At 73.2% G+C, this 15,423-nt stretch carries 15 protein-coding genes; 4 read left to right on the top strand and 11 right to left on the bottom strand.

Annotated elements, in window-relative coordinates:
- From rpoZ to pyrR, 11 genes are read right to left on the bottom strand one after another with little or no spacing between them, the layout of a single operon-like run.
- Positions 1 to 357 carry a DNA-directed RNA polymerase subunit omega gene (rpoZ, locus tag ABIB53_RS10870; protein WP_068276183.1) on the bottom strand — a complete coding sequence of 119 codons (357 nt, stop codon included), beginning with the start codon at positions 355 to 357 and terminating at the stop codon, positions 1 to 3.
- Between the two features lie 8 nt (positions 358 to 365).
- Positions 366 to 977 carry a guanylate kinase gene (gene gmk, locus ABIB53_RS10875; protein WP_191562793.1) on the bottom strand — a complete coding sequence of 204 codons (612 nt, stop codon included), beginning with the start codon at positions 975 to 977 and terminating at the stop codon, positions 366 to 368.
- A complete protein-coding gene (gene mihF / locus ABIB53_RS10880) occupies positions 974 to 1,291 on the bottom strand; it encodes an integration host factor, actinobacterial type (RefSeq protein WP_123091635.1) in 318 nt (105 codons plus the stop codon). Before mihF ends, gmk begins: the two co-directional genes overlap by 4 nt.
- Before the next feature lie 46 nt (positions 1,292 to 1,337).
- On the bottom strand, positions 1,338 to 2,246 hold the full coding sequence (gene pyrF / locus ABIB53_RS10885; protein WP_354588158.1) for an orotidine-5'-phosphate decarboxylase: 909 nt from the start codon (positions 2,244 to 2,246) through the stop codon (positions 1,338 to 1,340).
- A complete protein-coding gene (locus ABIB53_RS10890) occupies positions 2,243 to 3,268 on the bottom strand; it encodes a dihydroorotate dehydrogenase (RefSeq protein ID WP_354588159.1) in 1,026 nt (341 codons plus the stop codon). Before ABIB53_RS10890 ends, pyrF begins: the two co-directional genes overlap by 4 nt.
- Positions 3,268 to 4,179, bottom strand: coding sequence for a dihydroorotate dehydrogenase electron transfer subunit (locus tag ABIB53_RS10895; protein WP_354588160.1), 912 nt, complete (start codon positions 4,177 to 4,179; stop codon positions 3,268 to 3,270). The genes ABIB53_RS10890 and ABIB53_RS10895 overlap by 1 nt, the downstream gene beginning before the upstream one ends.
- Complete coding sequence (carB, locus tag ABIB53_RS10900; RefSeq protein ID WP_354588161.1) at positions 4,176 to 7,481, bottom strand: carbamoyl-phosphate synthase large subunit; 3,306 nt, start codon at positions 7,479 to 7,481, stop codon at positions 4,176 to 4,178. Before carB ends, ABIB53_RS10895 begins: the two co-directional genes overlap by 4 nt.
- Positions 7,481 to 8,659 (bottom strand): glutamine-hydrolyzing carbamoyl-phosphate synthase small subunit, encoded by a 1,179-nt coding sequence (gene carA, locus ABIB53_RS10905; protein ID WP_354588162.1) that lies wholly within the window; start codon positions 8,657 to 8,659, stop codon positions 7,481 to 7,483. The genes carB and carA overlap by 1 nt, the downstream gene beginning before the upstream one ends.
- A complete protein-coding gene (locus ABIB53_RS10910) occupies positions 8,656 to 9,975 on the bottom strand; it encodes a dihydroorotase (protein WP_201466683.1) in 1,320 nt (439 codons plus the stop codon). The genes carA and ABIB53_RS10910 overlap by 4 nt, the downstream gene beginning before the upstream one ends.
- A complete protein-coding gene (locus tag ABIB53_RS10915; protein WP_229298846.1) occupies positions 9,972 to 10,985 on the bottom strand; it encodes an aspartate carbamoyltransferase catalytic subunit in 1,014 nt (337 codons plus the stop codon). Before ABIB53_RS10915 ends, ABIB53_RS10910 begins: the two co-directional genes overlap by 4 nt.
- Positions 10,982 to 11,572 (bottom strand): bifunctional pyr operon transcriptional regulator/uracil phosphoribosyltransferase PyrR, encoded by a 591-nt coding sequence (pyrR, locus tag ABIB53_RS10920; RefSeq protein ID WP_068276210.1) that lies wholly within the window; start codon positions 11,570 to 11,572, stop codon positions 10,982 to 10,984. The genes ABIB53_RS10915 and pyrR overlap by 4 nt, the downstream gene beginning before the upstream one ends.
- 141 nt (positions 11,573 to 11,713) lie before the next feature.
- On the opposite strand from pyrR, the gene ABIB53_RS10925 reads away from it, so the two are divergent.
- The 4 genes from ABIB53_RS10925 (at position 11,714) to ABIB53_RS10940 (ending at position 15,415) form a co-directional block, all read left to right on the top strand.
- A complete protein-coding gene (locus ABIB53_RS10925; protein ID WP_354588163.1) occupies positions 11,714 to 12,670 on the top strand; it encodes a pirin family protein in 957 nt (318 codons plus the stop codon).
- Positions 12,671 to 12,784: 114 nt separating this feature from the next.
- On the top strand, positions 12,785 to 13,783 hold the full coding sequence (locus ABIB53_RS10930; protein ID WP_236571989.1) for a methionine ABC transporter ATP-binding protein: 999 nt from the start codon (positions 12,785 to 12,787) through the stop codon (positions 13,781 to 13,783).
- Positions 13,780 to 14,481: a methionine ABC transporter permease gene (locus tag ABIB53_RS10935; protein WP_068276216.1), complete on the top strand. Its 702-nt coding sequence runs from the start codon at positions 13,780 to 13,782 to the stop codon at positions 14,479 to 14,481. Before ABIB53_RS10930 ends, ABIB53_RS10935 begins: the two co-directional genes overlap by 4 nt.
- Before the next feature lie 85 nt (positions 14,482 to 14,566).
- On the top strand, positions 14,567 to 15,415 hold the full coding sequence (locus tag ABIB53_RS10940) for a MetQ/NlpA family ABC transporter substrate-binding protein (RefSeq protein ID WP_354588164.1): 849 nt from the start codon (positions 14,567 to 14,569) through the stop codon (positions 15,413 to 15,415).
- The last annotated feature ends 8 nt before the right edge of the window (positions 15,416 to 15,423 follow it).

Raw genomic sequence — 15,423 nt, forward strand, 5'->3', positions numbered from 1 at the left:
TCAGGCCTGGTCGGCGGGAGCGCTGCTGGTAGGAGCGCTGTCGGCGGGGGTCTCGAGCGCCGGGGCGTCCGCCACGGCGGCGCCGGACTCGTCCTGCTCGGGGGTCGGCTCGTTGGTGAGCAGACCCTCGTTGATCTCGCGAAGGGCGATCGACAGCGGCTTCTCGTGCACCTGGGCGTCGACGAGCGGGCCGATGTACTCGAGCAGCCCCTCCTGGAGCTGGCTGTAGTAGGCGTTGATCTGACGCGCGCGCTTCGCGCCGTAGAGGACGAGGGCGTACTTGCTGTCAGCCTTCGTCAGGAGGTCGTCGATCGGCGGGTTGGTGATGCCGATGGGGTTGGCCTGGGTGCCAGACACGGGTGTCCTCACTGCTCGGGGTGGTGGTCCTTCGGTCCCGCGCGCAGGCCGGCAGAGGCCTCGCGCGACGGGGATCTCATCAATGATACGAGTTCCTCGGCCGCACGCCGAACGTCGTCGTTGACGATGACTGCGTCGAACTCGCTCTGGGCGGCCAGCTCGACCTTCGCGGTCTCGAGACGCACGGCCCGCTCCTCCTCCGTCTCGGTGCCCCGGCCGACGAGGCGAGAGACGAGGTCGTCCCAGGACGGGGGCGCGAGGAAGACGAACTGGGCCTCGGGCATCGACGCGCGCACCTGGCGGGCGCCCTGGAGGTCGATCTCGAGCAGCGGGAGCAGGCCGTCGGCCAGCGCCTGCTCGACCGGGCCGCGCGGCGTGCCGTACGAGGCGCGGCCGTGGACGACGGCCCACTCGAGCATCTCGCCGGTCGCGACCATCTCGGCGAAGGTCTCGCCGGGCACGAAGTGGTAGTGGACGCCGTCGACCTCACCGGGTCGCGCCGGGCGCGTCGTCGCCGAGACGGAGAGCCAGACCTCGGGGTGGTGCTCGCGGATGTAGGCGGCGACGGTCCCCTTGCCGACGGCCGTCGGACCGGCCAGGACGGTCAGGCGGGCGGTCACGAGCCTTCGAACCGGGCGACGAGGGCGGCGACCTGGTGCTGGCCGAGGCCGCGCACGCGACGCGAGCGGGCGATGCCGAGCTCGTCCATGATCCGCTCGGCCTTGACCCGGCCGATGCCGGGCATCGACTCGACGAGCGCGAGCACGCGCATCTTCGCCACGGCCTCGTTGCCCCGCCGGTCCTCGATGACCTCGCGGATCGACCCGCCGGAGGTCTTGAGCCGCAGACGGATCGCGGCGCGCTCGCGACGGGCCGCGGCCGCCTTCGCGAGGGCCTCGGCACGCTGCTCCGGGGTGAGGGGTGGGACGGCCACGGCGAGACTCCGATTCACGGCTGACGGACGAGGGATGGGTCGGATGCTACTCGCCGCCCGCGCCCAGGACGCCGTCGGCCACCTCGTCATCGGCGACGACCTCGGCCACCGAGGCAGCCACCGAGCGGGCGCGGGCACGAAGGGAGGCGACGTCCGGGCCGGCCGAGAGCACGTCGCGGCTGCTCGACGCGAGCACCTGCCCGAGGGCACCGGCGAAGACCCGCCGCACGTCCGCGGCGGTCGCGCCCTGGGCCCCCAGACCGGGTGCCAGCAGCGGCGCGCCGGACCCGGGCAGGTCGACCCCCAGCTCGCGCACGGCGTCGCCGACGGTGGCGCCGACGACGAGGCCGACGCTGCCCAGCTCACCCCGTGAGCGCGCGGCGGCGTTGTCCCCGGCCGCGCCCTGCGCGACACCGGCCGCGACGGAGCGACCGGCCGCGTCGCGGGCGTGCTGCACGCTCGCGCCCTCGGGGTTGGAGGTGAGCGCGAGGACGAAGACCCCGCGGCCGGTCTGCACGGCGAGGTCGATCGCGGGGCGCAGCGACTCGTAGCCGAGGTAGGGGCTGAGGGTGATCGCGTCGGCCGGCGAGGGGGCGTGCGTGCCGAGGAAGGCCTCGCCGTAGGCGTCGACCGTCGTGCCGATGTCGCCGCGCTTGACGTCGAGGACGCTCAGCGTGCCCGCGGCGCGCAGCTCGTCGAGCACGCGCTCGAGCAGGGCGACGCCCCGGCTGCCGAAGACCTCGAAGAAGGCCGACTGCGGCTTGACCGCCGCCACCGCTCCCCCGAAGGCCTCGACGCAGGTGAGGGCGAAGCGCTCGACGCCGGCGTAGTCGTAGGTGAGCCCCCACGACTCGACGAGCGAGCGGTGCGGGTCGATCCCCGCGCACAACGGTCCGTGCTCCGCCATCGCGGCCTGCAGCCGCACCCCGAAGGCCGTGGTCGCCGTCTCGCTCATCCCAGTCCTCCGTCGTGGGCGATGCCGACGACGTCGGCGAGGCGGGTGATCCCGCGCCGCTCGAGGTCGGCGGCGAGCTCGTGCCCGACGCGCACCGGGGCGGTCGGGTCGTTGAAGGCGGCGGTGCCGACCTGGATCCCGCTCGCGCCGGCGGCGACGAGCTCGAGGGCGTCCGCCCCGGTGCGCACCCCACCGGCGCCGACGACCGGCACCGTGGGGATGCGCCCGTCGCGCATCGCGGCGGTGACCTGCCAGATCGCGCGGACCGCGACGGGACGGATCGCCGGCCCGGACAGGCCGCCGGTCGTGCCCGCGAGGTGGGGGCGCAGCCGGACCGGGTCGATGACGACCCCGAGCAGGGTGTTGATCATCGTCAGCCCGTGGGCACCGGCCCGCAGCACGGCCGCCGCGATCTCGGTGATGTCGGTGACGTCGGGGCTGAGCTTGGCGAGCATGGGGATGCCGCGCGGCACCTCCTCGCGCACGAGGGTGAGCACCTTGTGCGAGCTCACCGGGTCGCACGCGAAGACGAGCCCGCGGTTGGCGACGTTCGGGCAGGAGATGTTGACCTCGATCGCCGCGACCGCCGAGGCGTAGGGCGAGCGGCACACCGTGCGAGCGACGGCGGCGAACTCGCTCGCCGTCGACCCGGCGACCGAGACGACGACCCGCGCCCCGACCGAGTGCAGCCAGGCGAGGTCGCGCTCGACGAAGGCCTGCACCCCCGGGCCCTGGAGCCCGATGCTGTTGAGCATGCCCGAGTCGGTCTCGGCCATGCGGGGCGTCCCGCGCCCGCTGACGGCACCGAGCTTGACCGACTTCGTCACGAAGGCGCCGAGCTCGGCGACGTCGACGAAGCGGTGCATCTCCCGGCCGTTGGCCGCGCAGCCGGAGGCCGTCATCATCGGGCTCGGCAGCCGCACCCCCGCGAGGTCGACGGACATGTCGACGGAGGCACCGGGGCGCGCCGTCGCGACCGGCGCGAGCTCCTCCTGAGCGTCCTCGTGGATGTCGTGACCCATCAGCGCACCACCTCCTGCGGGGCGCCGACGGCGTCGGACGGCACGAGGCAGCGCCCGTCGACGAAGGCGTCCCACCGCACCCGGTCGCCGCGGAAGACCGGGCCCTCGACGCACGAGCGGACCATCGAGGTGACCCCGTCGTCGTCGCGCACCGGCATGACGCACGTCATGCAGATGCCGATGCCGCACGCCATGGCCTCCTCCACCGCCACCTGGGCGACGGCGCCGTGCTCCTGCGCGATCTCGTGCAGCGAGCGCAGCATGCCCATGGGGCCGCAGCCGTAGACGACCGAGGCGCCCGTGCGCGTGATGATCTCGGGCAGGACGTCGCTCACCCACCCCTTCGTCCCGGCGGAGCCATCGTCGGTCGTGACGCTCACGCCGTCGGCGACCCGGCGGGCCTGGACGACCCCGAAGAGCCGGTCCGCGCTCGCCGCGCCGAGGACGACCTCGACGTGGCAGCCGCGCTCGCGGAGCACCTCGGCGAGCCAGAAGAGCGGGGCCGAGCCGTACCCGCCGCCGACGAGCACGCAGGCGACCGGGGTGCTGGGCACCGGGAAGGGCCGGCCGAGCGGGCCGATGACGTTGACGTGCGCCCCGACCGGCAGCCCGACGATCTCCTCGGTGCCGGGCCCGTGCGCGGCGACGACGACCTCGACGGTCGGGCCGTACGTGCCGCGCGGGCTCACCCGGTGGATGGAGAAGCTGCGGCGCAGCAGCATCGACGAGTGCGTGCCCCCGACCGCGAGCGCGACGAAGTGCCCCGGCCGGGCCAGCTCGGGCAGCCCGGGCGCCACCACCGTGAGGTGGTGGTACGCCCCGACCCGCTGGTTGGCGATGACCTCGGCCTCGACCTGCACCACCCCGGCGCCCGGACGGGCCGCCTCGGCGCCGATCGAGCCGGTGCTCATCCCTTCGCCCCGTAGAGGTCGAGGTCGGCCGCGTGCTCCTGCAGCGGCTTGACCCGCAGCTCGCCGTGGATGCGCGCCTCGATGGCCTGGACCGCGGCGCCGAGCTGCTGCACGGTCGTGACGATCGGCTTGTCCATCGCGGTGGTCGCCGCACGGATCGCGTAGCCGTCGGCCCGCGCGTCCTGGCCCGAAGGGGTGTTGAAGACCATCTCGATCTCGCCGGCGAGGATCTGCTCGACGATGCCGGGCTCGCCCTCGGTGCGCTCGCTGTGCTTGCGGGCCACCTCGGCCTCGAGGCCGTTGCGGCGCAGCACCTCGGCGGTGCCCGCCGTCGCGACGATGGTGAAGCCGAGGTCGCGCAGGCGCTTGACGGGGAAGATCATCGCCCGCTTGTCGCGGTTGGCGACGGAGACGAAGACCCGGCCCGAGGTGGGCAGCCCCGTGCTCAGCGAGCCGAGCTGGCTCTTCATGAAGGCGGCGCCGAAGTCGGTGTCGATGCCCATGACCTCGCCGGTCGAGCGCATCTCCGGGCCGAGCAGGCTGTCGACGACGTCGCCCTCACGGGTGCGGAAGCGCTTGAAGGGCAGGACCGCCTCCTTGACCGACATCGGCGCGTGGGCCGGCATCGAGCCGCCGTCGGTGTGCCGGGGCAGCATGCCCTCGTCGCGCAGCTGCGCGATGCTCGCGCCGAGCATGACGCGGGCCGCGGCCTTGGCGACCGGGACACCGGTGGCCTTGGCGACGAAGGGGACGGTGCGGCTGGCCCGCGGGTTGGCCTCGAGGACGTAGAGGACGTCCTGGGCGAGCGCGAACTGGACGTTCATCAGGCCGCGCACCCCGATCCCCTTCGCCAGGGCGAGGGTCGCCTCGCGCACGCGGCGCAGCTCGCTCTCGCCGAGGGTCGCCGGCGGCAGGGTGCAGCTGGAGTCGCCGGAGTGGATCCCGGCCTCCTCGATGTGCTCCATGATCCCGCCGAGGTACATCTCCTCGCCGTCGTAGAGGGCGTCGACGTCGATCTCGATGGCGTCGTCGAGGAAGCGGTCGACGAGGATCGGGTGCTCCGGGCTGGCGATCGCCGCGCGGGTGACGTACTCCGAGAGGGTCTCGTCGTCGTAGACGATCTCCATGCCGCGCCCGCCGAGGACGTAGCTCGGGCGCACGAGGACCGGGTAGCCGATCTCGTCGGCGATCGTCACGGCCTCGTCGGCGCTGAAGGCGGTGCCGTGCTTGGGGGCGTTGAGCCCGGCCTCGGCGAGCACGCGGCCGAAGTGGCCCCGGTCCTCGGCGAGGTCGATGGCCTCCGGCGAGGTGCCGACGACCGGCACGCCCTCGTCCTTGAGCGCCTGCGCCAGGCCGAGCGGGGTCTGCCCGCCGAGCTGGACGATGACGCCGGCGACGGGCCCGGCCTGGGTCTCCGCGTGGATGACCTCGAGGACGTCCTCGAGGGTCAGGGGCTCGAAGTACAGCCGGCTGCTCGTGTCGTAGTCGGTCGAGACCGTCTCGGGGTTGCAGTTGACCATCACCGTGTCGTAGCCGGCCTCGCGCAGGGCGAAGCTCGCGTGGACGCAGGAGTAGTCGAACTCGACGCCCTGGCCGATCCGGTTCGGCCCCGAGCCGAGGATGATGACGGCCTCGCGCTCGCGGGGCTCGACCTCGTCCTCCTCGTCGTAGGCGGAGTAGTAGTACGGCGTGCGGGCGGCGAACTCCGCCGCGCACGTGTCGACCGTCTTGTAGACCGGGCGCACGCCGAGGGCGTGGCGCACGCCGCGCACGACCTGCTCGGGCATCCGGCGCAGGCGGGCGACCTGGCCGTCGGAGAAGCCGTGGCGCTTGGCCTCGGCGAGCACCTCGGCGGTCAGCTGGTCGGCGTCGTGGACCTCCTGCGCGACCTCGTTGATGAGGGCGATCTGGTCGAGGAACCACGGGTCGATCTTCGTCGCGTCGTGGACCTCCTCGACGCCGCAGCCGGCGCGCATCGCCTGCTGGACGAGGACGAGACGGCCGTCGGTGGGCGTGCGCGCCTCGTCGAGCATCTCGCGCCCGCGCTCGAGGCTGGGCTGGTCGCCGTCCCAGTGGAAGGCGGCGCCCGAGCGCTCCATCGAGCGCAGCGCCTTCTGCAGCGCCTCGGTGAAGCAGCGCCCGATCGACATCGCCTCGCCGACGGACTTCATCGTCGTCGTCAGCGTGGGGTCGGCGGCCGGGAACTTCTCGAAGGCGAAGCGCGGCACCTTGACGACGACGTAGTCGAGCGAGGGCTCGAAGGAGGCCGGCGTCTCGGCGGTGATGTCGTTGGGGACCTCGTCGAGGGTGTAGCCGATGGCCATCTTCGCCGCGATCTTGGCGATCGGGAAGCCGGTCGCCTTGCTCGCCAGCGCCGAGGAGCGCGAGACGCGGGGGTTCATCTCGATGACGATGATCCGGCCGTCGGCGGGGTTGACGGCGAACTGGATGTTGCAGCCACCGGTCTCGACGCCGACCTCGCGGATGACGGCGATGCCGATGTCGCGCAGGCGCTGGTACTCGCGGTCGGTGAGGGTGAGCGCGGGCGCGACGGTGATGGAGTCACCGGTGTGCACGCCCATGGGGTCGAGGTTCTCGATCGAGCACACGACGACGACGTTGTCGGCGTGGTCGCGCATGACCTCGAGCTCGTACTCCTTCCAGCCGAGGATCGACTCCTCGAGGAGGACCTCGGTGACCGGGCTGTACTGCAGACCGGCACCGGCGATGCGGCGCAGGTCGGTCTCGTCGTAGGCGAAGCCGGAGCCGAGCCCGCCCATGGTGAAGGACGGGCGCACGACGACGGGGTAGCCGCCGAGGCCGTCGACGGCCGCGAGGCACTCGTCCATCGTGTGGCAGATCTGCGAGCGGGCGGACTCGCCGCCGACGCGCTCGACGACGCCCTTGAAGCGCTCGCGGTCCTCGCCGAGCTCGATGGCCTCGACGTTGGCGCCGATGAGCGGGCAGCCGTAGCGCTCGAGGACGCCCGCGTCGTGCAGGGCGATCGCGGTGTTGAGGGCGGTCTGGCCGCCGAGGGTGGCCAGGACCGCGTCGGGGCGCTCGCGCTCGATGATCGCCTCGACGACCTCGGGCGTGATCGGCTCGACGTAGGTCGCGTCGGCGAACTCCGGGTCGGTCATGATCGTCGCCGGGTTGGAGTTGACGAGGATGACGCGGATGCCCTCCTCGCGCAGGACGCGGCAGGCCTGGGTGCCGGAGTAGTCGAACTCGCAGGCCTGACCGATGACGATCGGGCCGGAGCCGATGACGAGGACGCTGCGGATGTCGTCGCGCTTGGGCATCAGGCGTGGGTCTCCTGGTCGGTGGTGGGGGTGGCGTCGCTGCTCGAGCTCAGCAGGTCGACGAAGCGGTCGAAGAGGTAGGCCGCGTCGTGCGGGCCGGCGGCCGCCTCGGGGTGGTACTGGACGGAGAAGGCGAGCAACCGGCCCGCAGCACTGCGTAGCTCTAAGCCCTCGACGACGTCGTCGTTGAGGCAGACGTGGCTCACGGTGGCCGAGCCGAAGGGGGTGTCCGTCGCCCCGTCGAGGGGGGCGTCGACGGCGAAGCCGTGGTTGTGCGCCGTCACCTCGACCTTGCCGGTCGAGCGGTCCATGACCGGCTGGTTGATGCCGCGGTGGCCGTACTTGAGCTTGTAGGTGCCGAAGCCCAGCGCCCGGCCGAAGAGCTGGTTGCCGAAGCAGATGCCGAAGTACGGGATCCCCGCGTCGAGCACCTCGCGGAGCAGCTCGATCTCATGGGTGGCCGCGGCGGGGTCGCCGGGTCCGTTGGAGAAGAAGACCCCGTCGGGCGCGATCTCACGGACCCGCTCGAAGGGGGTCGTCGCGGGCAGGACGTGGACCTCCATGCCGCGCTGCGCCATGAGCTCGGGGGTCATCGACTTGATGCCGAGGTCGATGGCCGCGACGGTGAAGCGCTTCTCCCCCTTCGCCTCGACGACGTAGGGCTCGGCGGTCGCGACCTCGGCGGCCAGGGCCGCGCCGGTCATCTGCGGCGCGTCCTGGACGCGCTGCAGCAGCTCCTCGGTGCCGGCGAGGGACTCGCCGGAGAAGATGCCGACGCGCATCGCGCCGCGCTCGCGCAGGTGCCGGGTCAGGGCGCGGGTGTCGATGCCGCTGATGCCGACGACGCCCTGCGTCGCGAGCTCGTCGCCGAGGCTGCGGCGGCTGCGCCAGCTGCTCGGGCGGATCGCGGGGTCGCGCACGACGTAGCCGCTCACCCAGATCCGGGTGGACTCGTCGTCCTCGTCGTTCCAGCCGGTGTTGCCGACGTGCGGGGCCGTCATGACGACGACCTGGCGGTGGTAGCTCGGGTCGGTGAGGGTCTCCTGGTAGCCGGTCATGCCGGTGGAGAAGACGGCCTCGCCGACGGTCTCGCCCACCGCGCCGTAGGCGTCGCCGGCGAAGGTGCGGCCGTCCTCGAGGACGAGGAGGGCGGGCTGCCGGTCGGTACGGGTCGTCATGCGGTCACCTTCGTGGTCGTGCGGTCGGGACTGGTGCGGGTGAGCGCACCGCGCAGCACCGTCGCGACGACGGAGCCGGTGAGGGTGCGCCCGTGGAAGGGCGTGTTGCGCGAGAGCGAGGCCGTCGCGGCACGGTCGACGGTGACCGTGGCGCCCGGGTCGACGAGCGCGAGGTGCGCCGGCGCCCCGACGACGAGCTCGCCGCCGTGCTCGGCGAGACCGGCGATGCGGGCCGGTGCGCTCGACATGACGCGGGCCAGGCCCGCGAGGTCCATGCTCCCCTGGCGCACCATGACGTCGTGGACGACCGCGAAGGCGGTCTCCAGCCCGGTCATCCCGAAGGCGGCGTCGACGAAGGCGTGCTCCTTGTCGTGCCGGGCGTGCGGGGCGTGGTCGGTGGCCACGGCGTCGATCGTGCCGTCGGCCAGGCCCTCGCGCAGCGCCGCGACGTCCTCGTCGGGGCGCAGCGGCGGGTTGACCTTGTACACGGGGTCGTAGCCGCTCAGCAGGTCGGTCGTCAGCAGCAGGTGGTGCGGCGTGACCTCGGCGGTCATCCGGGCGCCGCGGGCCTTGGCCCAGCGCACGACCTCGAGGCCCTCGGCGGTCGAGACGTGGGCGACGTGCACCCGGCTGCCGGTGAGGAGCGCGAGCTGGGCGTCGCGGGCGATGATGCTCGCCTCGGCCGCCGCCGGCCAGCCGGGCAGCCCGAGCCGTCCGGACAGCTCGCCCTCGTGGCAGCACGCCGACGCCCCGGCGAGCTCCGGGTCCTGGCTGTGCTGCGAGACGACGCCGTCGAAGGCGCGGACGTACTCGAGCGCGCGACGCATGACGCGGGCGTCGGCGACGCACCGCCCGTCGTCGGAGAAGACGGTGACACCGGCGCGGGAGCGGTGCATCAGGCCGAGCTCGGCGAGCTCGTGGCCGTCGAGCCCCTTCGTCACCGCGCCGATCGGCTGGACGTCGACGAGACCGGCCGCGCGGCCGAGGTCGAGGACGCGCTCGGCGGCCTCGGCGGTGTCGGTGACCGGCGAGGTGTTGGCCATGGCGAGGATCGCCGTGAAGCCGCCCGCGGCCGCCGCGGCGGACCCGGTCGCGATCGTCTCGGCGTCCTCGCGTCCCGGCTCGCGCAGGTGGGTGTGCAGGTCGACCAGGCCCGGCAGGACGTGCAGGCCGTCGGCGTCGAGCACCTCGACGTCCTCCGCGGCCCGCGCGGCCTCACCGGCCCGGGCTCCGAGGGCGGCGATGCGGCCGTCCTCGACGAAGAGGTCCTGGGCGGGGCCGTCGAGCAGGCGGGCCCCTGTGACGAGCAGGCTCATGCCGCAGCTCCCTTCGAGGCTCGTCCCTCGCGCCTCAGGACATCGCCCTCTCCCGAGGCCAGCAGGTGGTACAGGACGCTCATCCGCACCGCGACGCCGGCGCTCACCTGGTCGAGGACGAGCGAGCTCGCCGCGTCGGCGGCGTCGGCCGCGATCTCCAGACCGCGGTTCATCGGACCCGGGTGGCAGATGACGCCCTCCGGGCTGGCCGCGGTGAAGGTCGCGAGGCGGTCGCGGGTCAGGCCGTAGCCGACGGTGTACTCGCGCGGTGTCGGGAAGTACCCGCCGCTCATCCGCTCGTGCTGCACGCGCAGCATCATGAGCACGTCGGGCACGGGGGCGTGCGTCCCGGCGAGCACCGCGTCGAGGTCGTGGCTCAGCGCGAAGCCGTCGCGCTCGGCCCATGCCCGGGCACCGCTCGGCATGAGCGTCGGCGGGGCGACGACGGTGACGCGGGCGCCGAGCAGGCGCAGGCTCACGAGGTTGGAGCGGAAGACCCGGCTGTGGGTGACGTCGCCGACGATCGCGACGTGGCGCCCCTCGAGCGAGCCGAGCCGCTGCTCGACCGTGTACGCGTCGAGCAGTGCCTGGGTCGGGTGCTCGTGCGTGCCGTCGCCGGCGTTGATGACGCTCGTCCCGGTGCCGAGCTCGTCGAGCCAGCGGGCGACCTGGTGGGCCGCCCCGGAGGCGTGGTGGCGCATGACGATGGCGTCGACGCCCATCGAGGCGATGGTCATCGTCGTGTCGCGCAGCGACTCGCCCTTGCTCGTCGAGGAGCCCTTGCCGGTGATGTTGATCGTGTCGGCCGACATCCACTTGCCCGCGATCTCGAAGGAGGAGCGGGTCCGGGTGCTGTCCTCGAAGAAGAGGTTGATGACGGTCCGGCCGCGCAGGGTCGGGATCTTCTTGACCTCGCGGCGCTGCACCAGGTGCATCTCGGCGGCCGTGTCGAGCAGCTCTCGCACGCCCGCGGTGTCGAGGTCGGCGACGGACAGCAGGTGACGGGTCATCGGGCTCCTCCTCGGATCGTCACGGAGTCGGCGACGCCGTCGTACCCGCGCAGCCGGACGGCGACGCGCTCGGTGTGCGAGGTCGGCAGGTTCTTGCCGACGTGGTCGGCCCGGATCGGCAGCTCGCGGTGGCCGCGGTCGACGAGCGCGGCGAGACGCACGGTGCGCGGCCGGCCGTAGTCGGCGAGCGCGTCGAGCGCCGCACGCACGGTGCGCCCCGAGTACAGGACGTCGTCGACGAGCACGACGGTGCGCCCGTCGATGCCGCCGGCGGGGATCTGGGTCTGGGCCGGGGCGCGGGTCGGCTGGGCGCGCAGGTCGTCGCGGTACATCGTCACGTCCAGCGAGCCGCAGGCCACGGGGCTGCCCTCGACCTCGGTGACGAGCGCGGCGAGCCGGCGGGCCAGCTCGACGCCGCGGCTGGGGATGCCGAGCAGGACGAGACCCTCGGCCCCGCGGTTGTGCTCGATGATCTCGTGCGCGATGCGCTTGAGGGCCCGGGCGACGTCGTCCTCGGAGAGGACCTCGCGGCCGTCGGGGGGTCCGGGGTCGCTCGCCGGACCGGGTCGTGCGGTGTCAGGACACATCAGTGCCTCAGACCTCCTTGCCTGCCTCACAGGACAGCGGTTAAAGGATGTCGGTCGCGAGCCACTCTAGGACGTCCGGCGCCCTGCCCACGACCTGGTCCGGATCGAGGGACGCCCGGGCCCGGGGCCTACCCTGAGGACATGGCAGGCGAGGACGAGACGGGGCACGTCCAGGTGCTCGCGGGCCGCGAGGTCCCCCTGGGCGGCCAGCGCGCCCTCACCGTGCGCCGCACGCTCCCCCACCGCGACCGCTCCTTCGTCGGGGCGTGGTGCTTCGTCGACCACTACGGCCCGGTCCCCGTCGGGCCCGGGGAGCGCGTCATGGACGTGCCCCCGCACCCGCACACCGGCCTGCAGACCGTGTCCTGGCTCTTCGAGGGCGTCGTGCAGCACGACGACAGCGCCGGTGTGAGCGCCCGGGTCCTGCCCGGCGAGGTCAACCTCATGACCGCCGGGTCCGGCATCGCCCACTCCGAGGTGAGCACCGACGAGTCGGAGCGCCTCCACGGCGTCCAGCTCTGGGTCGCCCTGCCCGACGCCGACCGGCACGGCGGGCGCGGCTTCGAGCACCACGCCCCGGAGGCGGTCCCGCTGCCCGGCGGCGCCGGCACGGCGCTCGTCTTCCTCGGCACCCTGCCCGGCGTCGACGTCTCCCCCGTGCGCACGAGCACCCCGCTGCTCGGCGCCCAGCTCGACCTCGCCCCGGGTGCCGCGCTCGACCTCGCCGTAGACACCGCCTTCGAGCACGGCGTGCTCCTCGACGAGGGCGAGGTGGGCGTCGACGGGGTCGCGCTCTCGCCCGCCGACCTGGCCTGCCTCGACCCGGGCCCCCGCTCGGTGCGTCTCGTCGCCGGCGACAGCGGTGCCCGGCTCGTCCTCATCGGCGGCACCCCCTTCGAGGAGGAGGTCGTCATGTGGTGGAACTTCGTCGGGCGCACCCACGACGAGGTCGTCGCCTACCGCGAGGCCTACGAGGCGGGCTCGGAGCAGTTCGGCACCGTCCCGGGGTACGACGGCGAGCGCACGCGCATCCCGGCACCCCCGCTGCCACCCGTACGACTGCGGGCGAGGAACCGCCGGGGCCGGCTGCCCGCCTGAGCACCACCTCCGCGGCGCCGCGCGGCGGGCACCTCCCGACCTACACCCACGGACGAGCGGGCGTGTCAACCCCCGATTTGGTTCTGGAACCCATAACGCCGCATTATGTCTCTCGTGATCGAGACACCCACGCCGAGCCCGACGCCGCTGCTGCGGCTGCGGTCCCTGAGCAAGAGCTTCAGCACCCGGGCCGGGGAGGTCCGGGCGCTCGACGACATCGACCTCACCGTCGACCGCGGCTCCATCCACGGGATCATCGGCCGCTCCGGCGCCGGCAAGTCCACCCTCATCCGCACGATCACCGGTCTGGAGACGCCGACCTCTGGTCACGTCGACCTCGACGGCACGGACGTCGCCGGGCTGCGGGGCGGTGAGCTGCGCGCCTTCCGCCGGCGCTTCGGCATGGTCTTCCAGCACGCGAACCTGCTCTCCTCGCGCACCGCGGCGCAGAACATCGCCCTCCCGCTCGAGATCGCCGGGCGTCCGGCGGCCGAGCGGGCCACGCGGGTCGCCGAGCTGCTCGAGCTCGTCGGGCTCGCGGGCCGCGGCGACAGCTACCCAGCGCAGCTCTCCGGCGGGCAGCAGCAGCGCGTCGGCATCGCCCGCGCGCTCGCCACCCGGCCCGACATCCTCATCTGCGACGAGCCGACCTCGGCGCTCGACTCCGCGACCACCCGCTCGGTGCTCGCGCTGCTGTCCGACCTGCGCGACGAGCTCGGCATCACCGTCGTCGTCATCACCCACGAGCCCTCCGTCGTGCGCGAGATCTGCGACGTCGTCACCGTGCTCCAGGACGGCCGGGTCACCGAGAGCGGTCCCATCGCCGCGCTCGCCGCCGACCCCGCCACGCAGGTCCACCGCGACCTGCTGCCCCTGCCAGTGCCCGCGGCCGACGAGGCCGACCGCGTCGTCGAGGTCACCCTCGGGCACGGCGGGCCCGACGAGCTCGAGCAGGCCCTCACCACCCTGCGTGCCGCGGGCATGCCCGCGCGCGTCCACGCCGCGACGATCGAGACGATCGACGACGTCACCCTCGGCCGGGCTCGCCTGCTGCTGCCCGTCGGCAGCGACCGCGACCTCGCCGAGCGCACCCTGCAGGAGGCCCGGGCATGACCCCTGCTCTCGCCCTCGTCCCGCTCGAGGACGGCCGCTGGCTCGACAACCCCGTCATCCGCGAGGGGCTGCTCACCGCGACGTGGGAGACCCTCGCGATGACCGGTGTCGCCGCGCTGCTCACCGCGCTCGTCGGCATCCCCGTCGGCGTGCTGCTCCACCAGACCTCGCCGGGCGGGATCAGCCCGAGCCCCGCGGTCCACCGGGCCGTCGGCGCGGTCGTCAACGTCGGCCGCTCGTTGCCCTTCCTCATCCTCATGATCTCGATCATCCCGCTCACCCGGCTCCTCGTCGGGACGACCGTGGGCTGGCAGGCCGCGTGCGTGCCGCTGACGATCGGGGCCATCCCCTTCTACGCCCGGCTCGTCGAGACCTCTCTGCGCGAGGTGAGCGGCGGGACCGTCGAGGCCGCGACGATGATGGGCGCCACCCGCTGGGAGCTCACCCGCAAGGTGCTCCTCGCCGAGGCCCGCCCCGGGCTCGTCGCCGGCATGACGACGACCGTCATCGCGCTCATCGGCTACACCGCGATGGCCGGCGCGATCGGCGCCGGTGGACTCGGCGCCGTCGCCATGACGTACGGCTACAACCGCTTCGAGTCCGACGTGATGATCGCCTGCGTCGTCCTGCTCCTCGTGCTCGTCCAGCTCGTCCAGATGCTCGGCGACGCGCTCGCCCGCCGGGTCGACCACCGCTGACCTGCCCCGGCCCCCGGGCCGGGCTCCCGGGACGCAGCGCCGCGTCCACCCCTTCGCCACACCCATCTCCTCGAAAGGCACGACGATGACCGCCTCCCGCACCACCCGCCTGCTCGCCCTGACCGCTGGCGCCGCCCTGGCGCTCAGCGCCTGCGGCGCGGGCAGCGACGACGCCGAGGGCCCGGCCGCCGGCTCCGACGGCGTCACGACGCTCACCGTCGGCGCGAGCTCGACCCCGCACGCGAAGATCCTCGAGTACGTCGACGAGGAGCTCGCCCCCGACGCGAAGCTCGACCTCGACATCACCGTCTTCGACGACTACGTCCAGCCCAACGTCCAGCTCTCCGAGGGCACGCTCGACGCGAACTACTTCCAGCACCTGCCGTACTACGAGGCGCAGGTCAAGGACCGCGGCTACGACTTCGCGCACTTCGAGGGCATCCACTACGAGCCCTTCGCGCTGTACAGCACCTCGGTCGAGGACGTGAAGGACCTGCCCGACGGCGCCCAGATCGGCATCAACAACGACCCGTCGAACCAGGGCCGCGCGCTCCAGCTGCTCGCCGACGCCGACCTCATCACGCTCAAGGACGGGGTCGACGCGACGTCGGCCACGCTCTACGACGTCGACGAGAACCCGAAGAACCTCGAGTTCAAGCAGACCGACCCGGCCCAGCTCGTGCGCTCGCTCGACGACCTCGACGCCTCGGTCATCAACGGCAACTACGCCATCGAGGCCGAACTCAGCCCGACGAAGGACGCCCTGCTCGTCGAGAAGGCCGAGGGCAACGTCTACGCGAACTTCCTCACCGTGCAGGCCGGCCAGGAGGACAACCCGGCCCTCAAGGAGCTCGACACCCTCCTGCACTCCCCCGAGGTGAAGAAGTACATCGAGGACACCTGGTCCGACGGCTCGGTGCTCCCGGCCTACTGAGCTCCCGG

This window comes from Janibacter sp. UYMM211, assembly GCF_040547045.1.
GTDB lineage: Bacteria > Actinomycetota > Actinomycetes > Actinomycetales > Dermatophilaceae > Marihabitans > Marihabitans melonis.

Bases quoted from the DNA above. Each gene is read 5' to 3' on its own strand.
- pyrF (WP_354588158.1), bottom strand. From the start codon at position 2,246: ATGAGCGAGACGGCGACCACGGCCTTCGGGGTGCGGCTGCAGGCCGCG.
- ABIB53_RS10890 (WP_354588159.1), bottom strand. From the start codon at position 3,268: ATGGGTCACGACATCCACGAGGACGCTCAGGAGGAGCTCGCGCCGGTC.
- ABIB53_RS10895 (WP_354588160.1), bottom strand. From the start codon at position 4,179: ATGAGCACCGGCTCGATCGGCGCCGAGGCGGCCCGTCCGGGCGCCGGG.
- carB (WP_354588161.1), bottom strand. From the start codon at position 7,481: ATGCCCAAGCGCGACGACATCCGCAGCGTCCTCGTCATCGGCTCCGGC.
- carA (WP_354588162.1), bottom strand. From the start codon at position 8,659: ATGACGACCCGTACCGACCGGCAGCCCGCCCTCCTCGTCCTCGAGGAC.
- ABIB53_RS10910 (WP_201466683.1), bottom strand. From the start codon at position 9,975: ATGAGCCTGCTCGTCACAGGGGCCCGCCTGCTCGACGGCCCCGCCCAG.
- ABIB53_RS10915 (WP_229298846.1), bottom strand. From the start codon at position 10,985: ATGACCCGTCACCTGCTGTCCGTCGCCGACCTCGACACCGCGGGCGTG.
- pyrR (WP_068276210.1), bottom strand. From the start codon at position 11,572: ATGTGTCCTGACACCGCACGACCCGGTCCGGCGAGCGACCCCGGACCC.
- ABIB53_RS10925 (WP_354588163.1), top strand. From the start codon at position 11,714: ATGGCAGGCGAGGACGAGACGGGGCACGTCCAGGTGCTCGCGGGCCGC.
- ABIB53_RS10935 (WP_068276216.1), top strand. From the start codon at position 13,780: ATGACCCCTGCTCTCGCCCTCGTCCCGCTCGAGGACGGCCGCTGGCTC.
- ABIB53_RS10940 (WP_354588164.1), top strand. From the start codon at position 14,567: ATGACCGCCTCCCGCACCACCCGCCTGCTCGCCCTGACCGCTGGCGCC.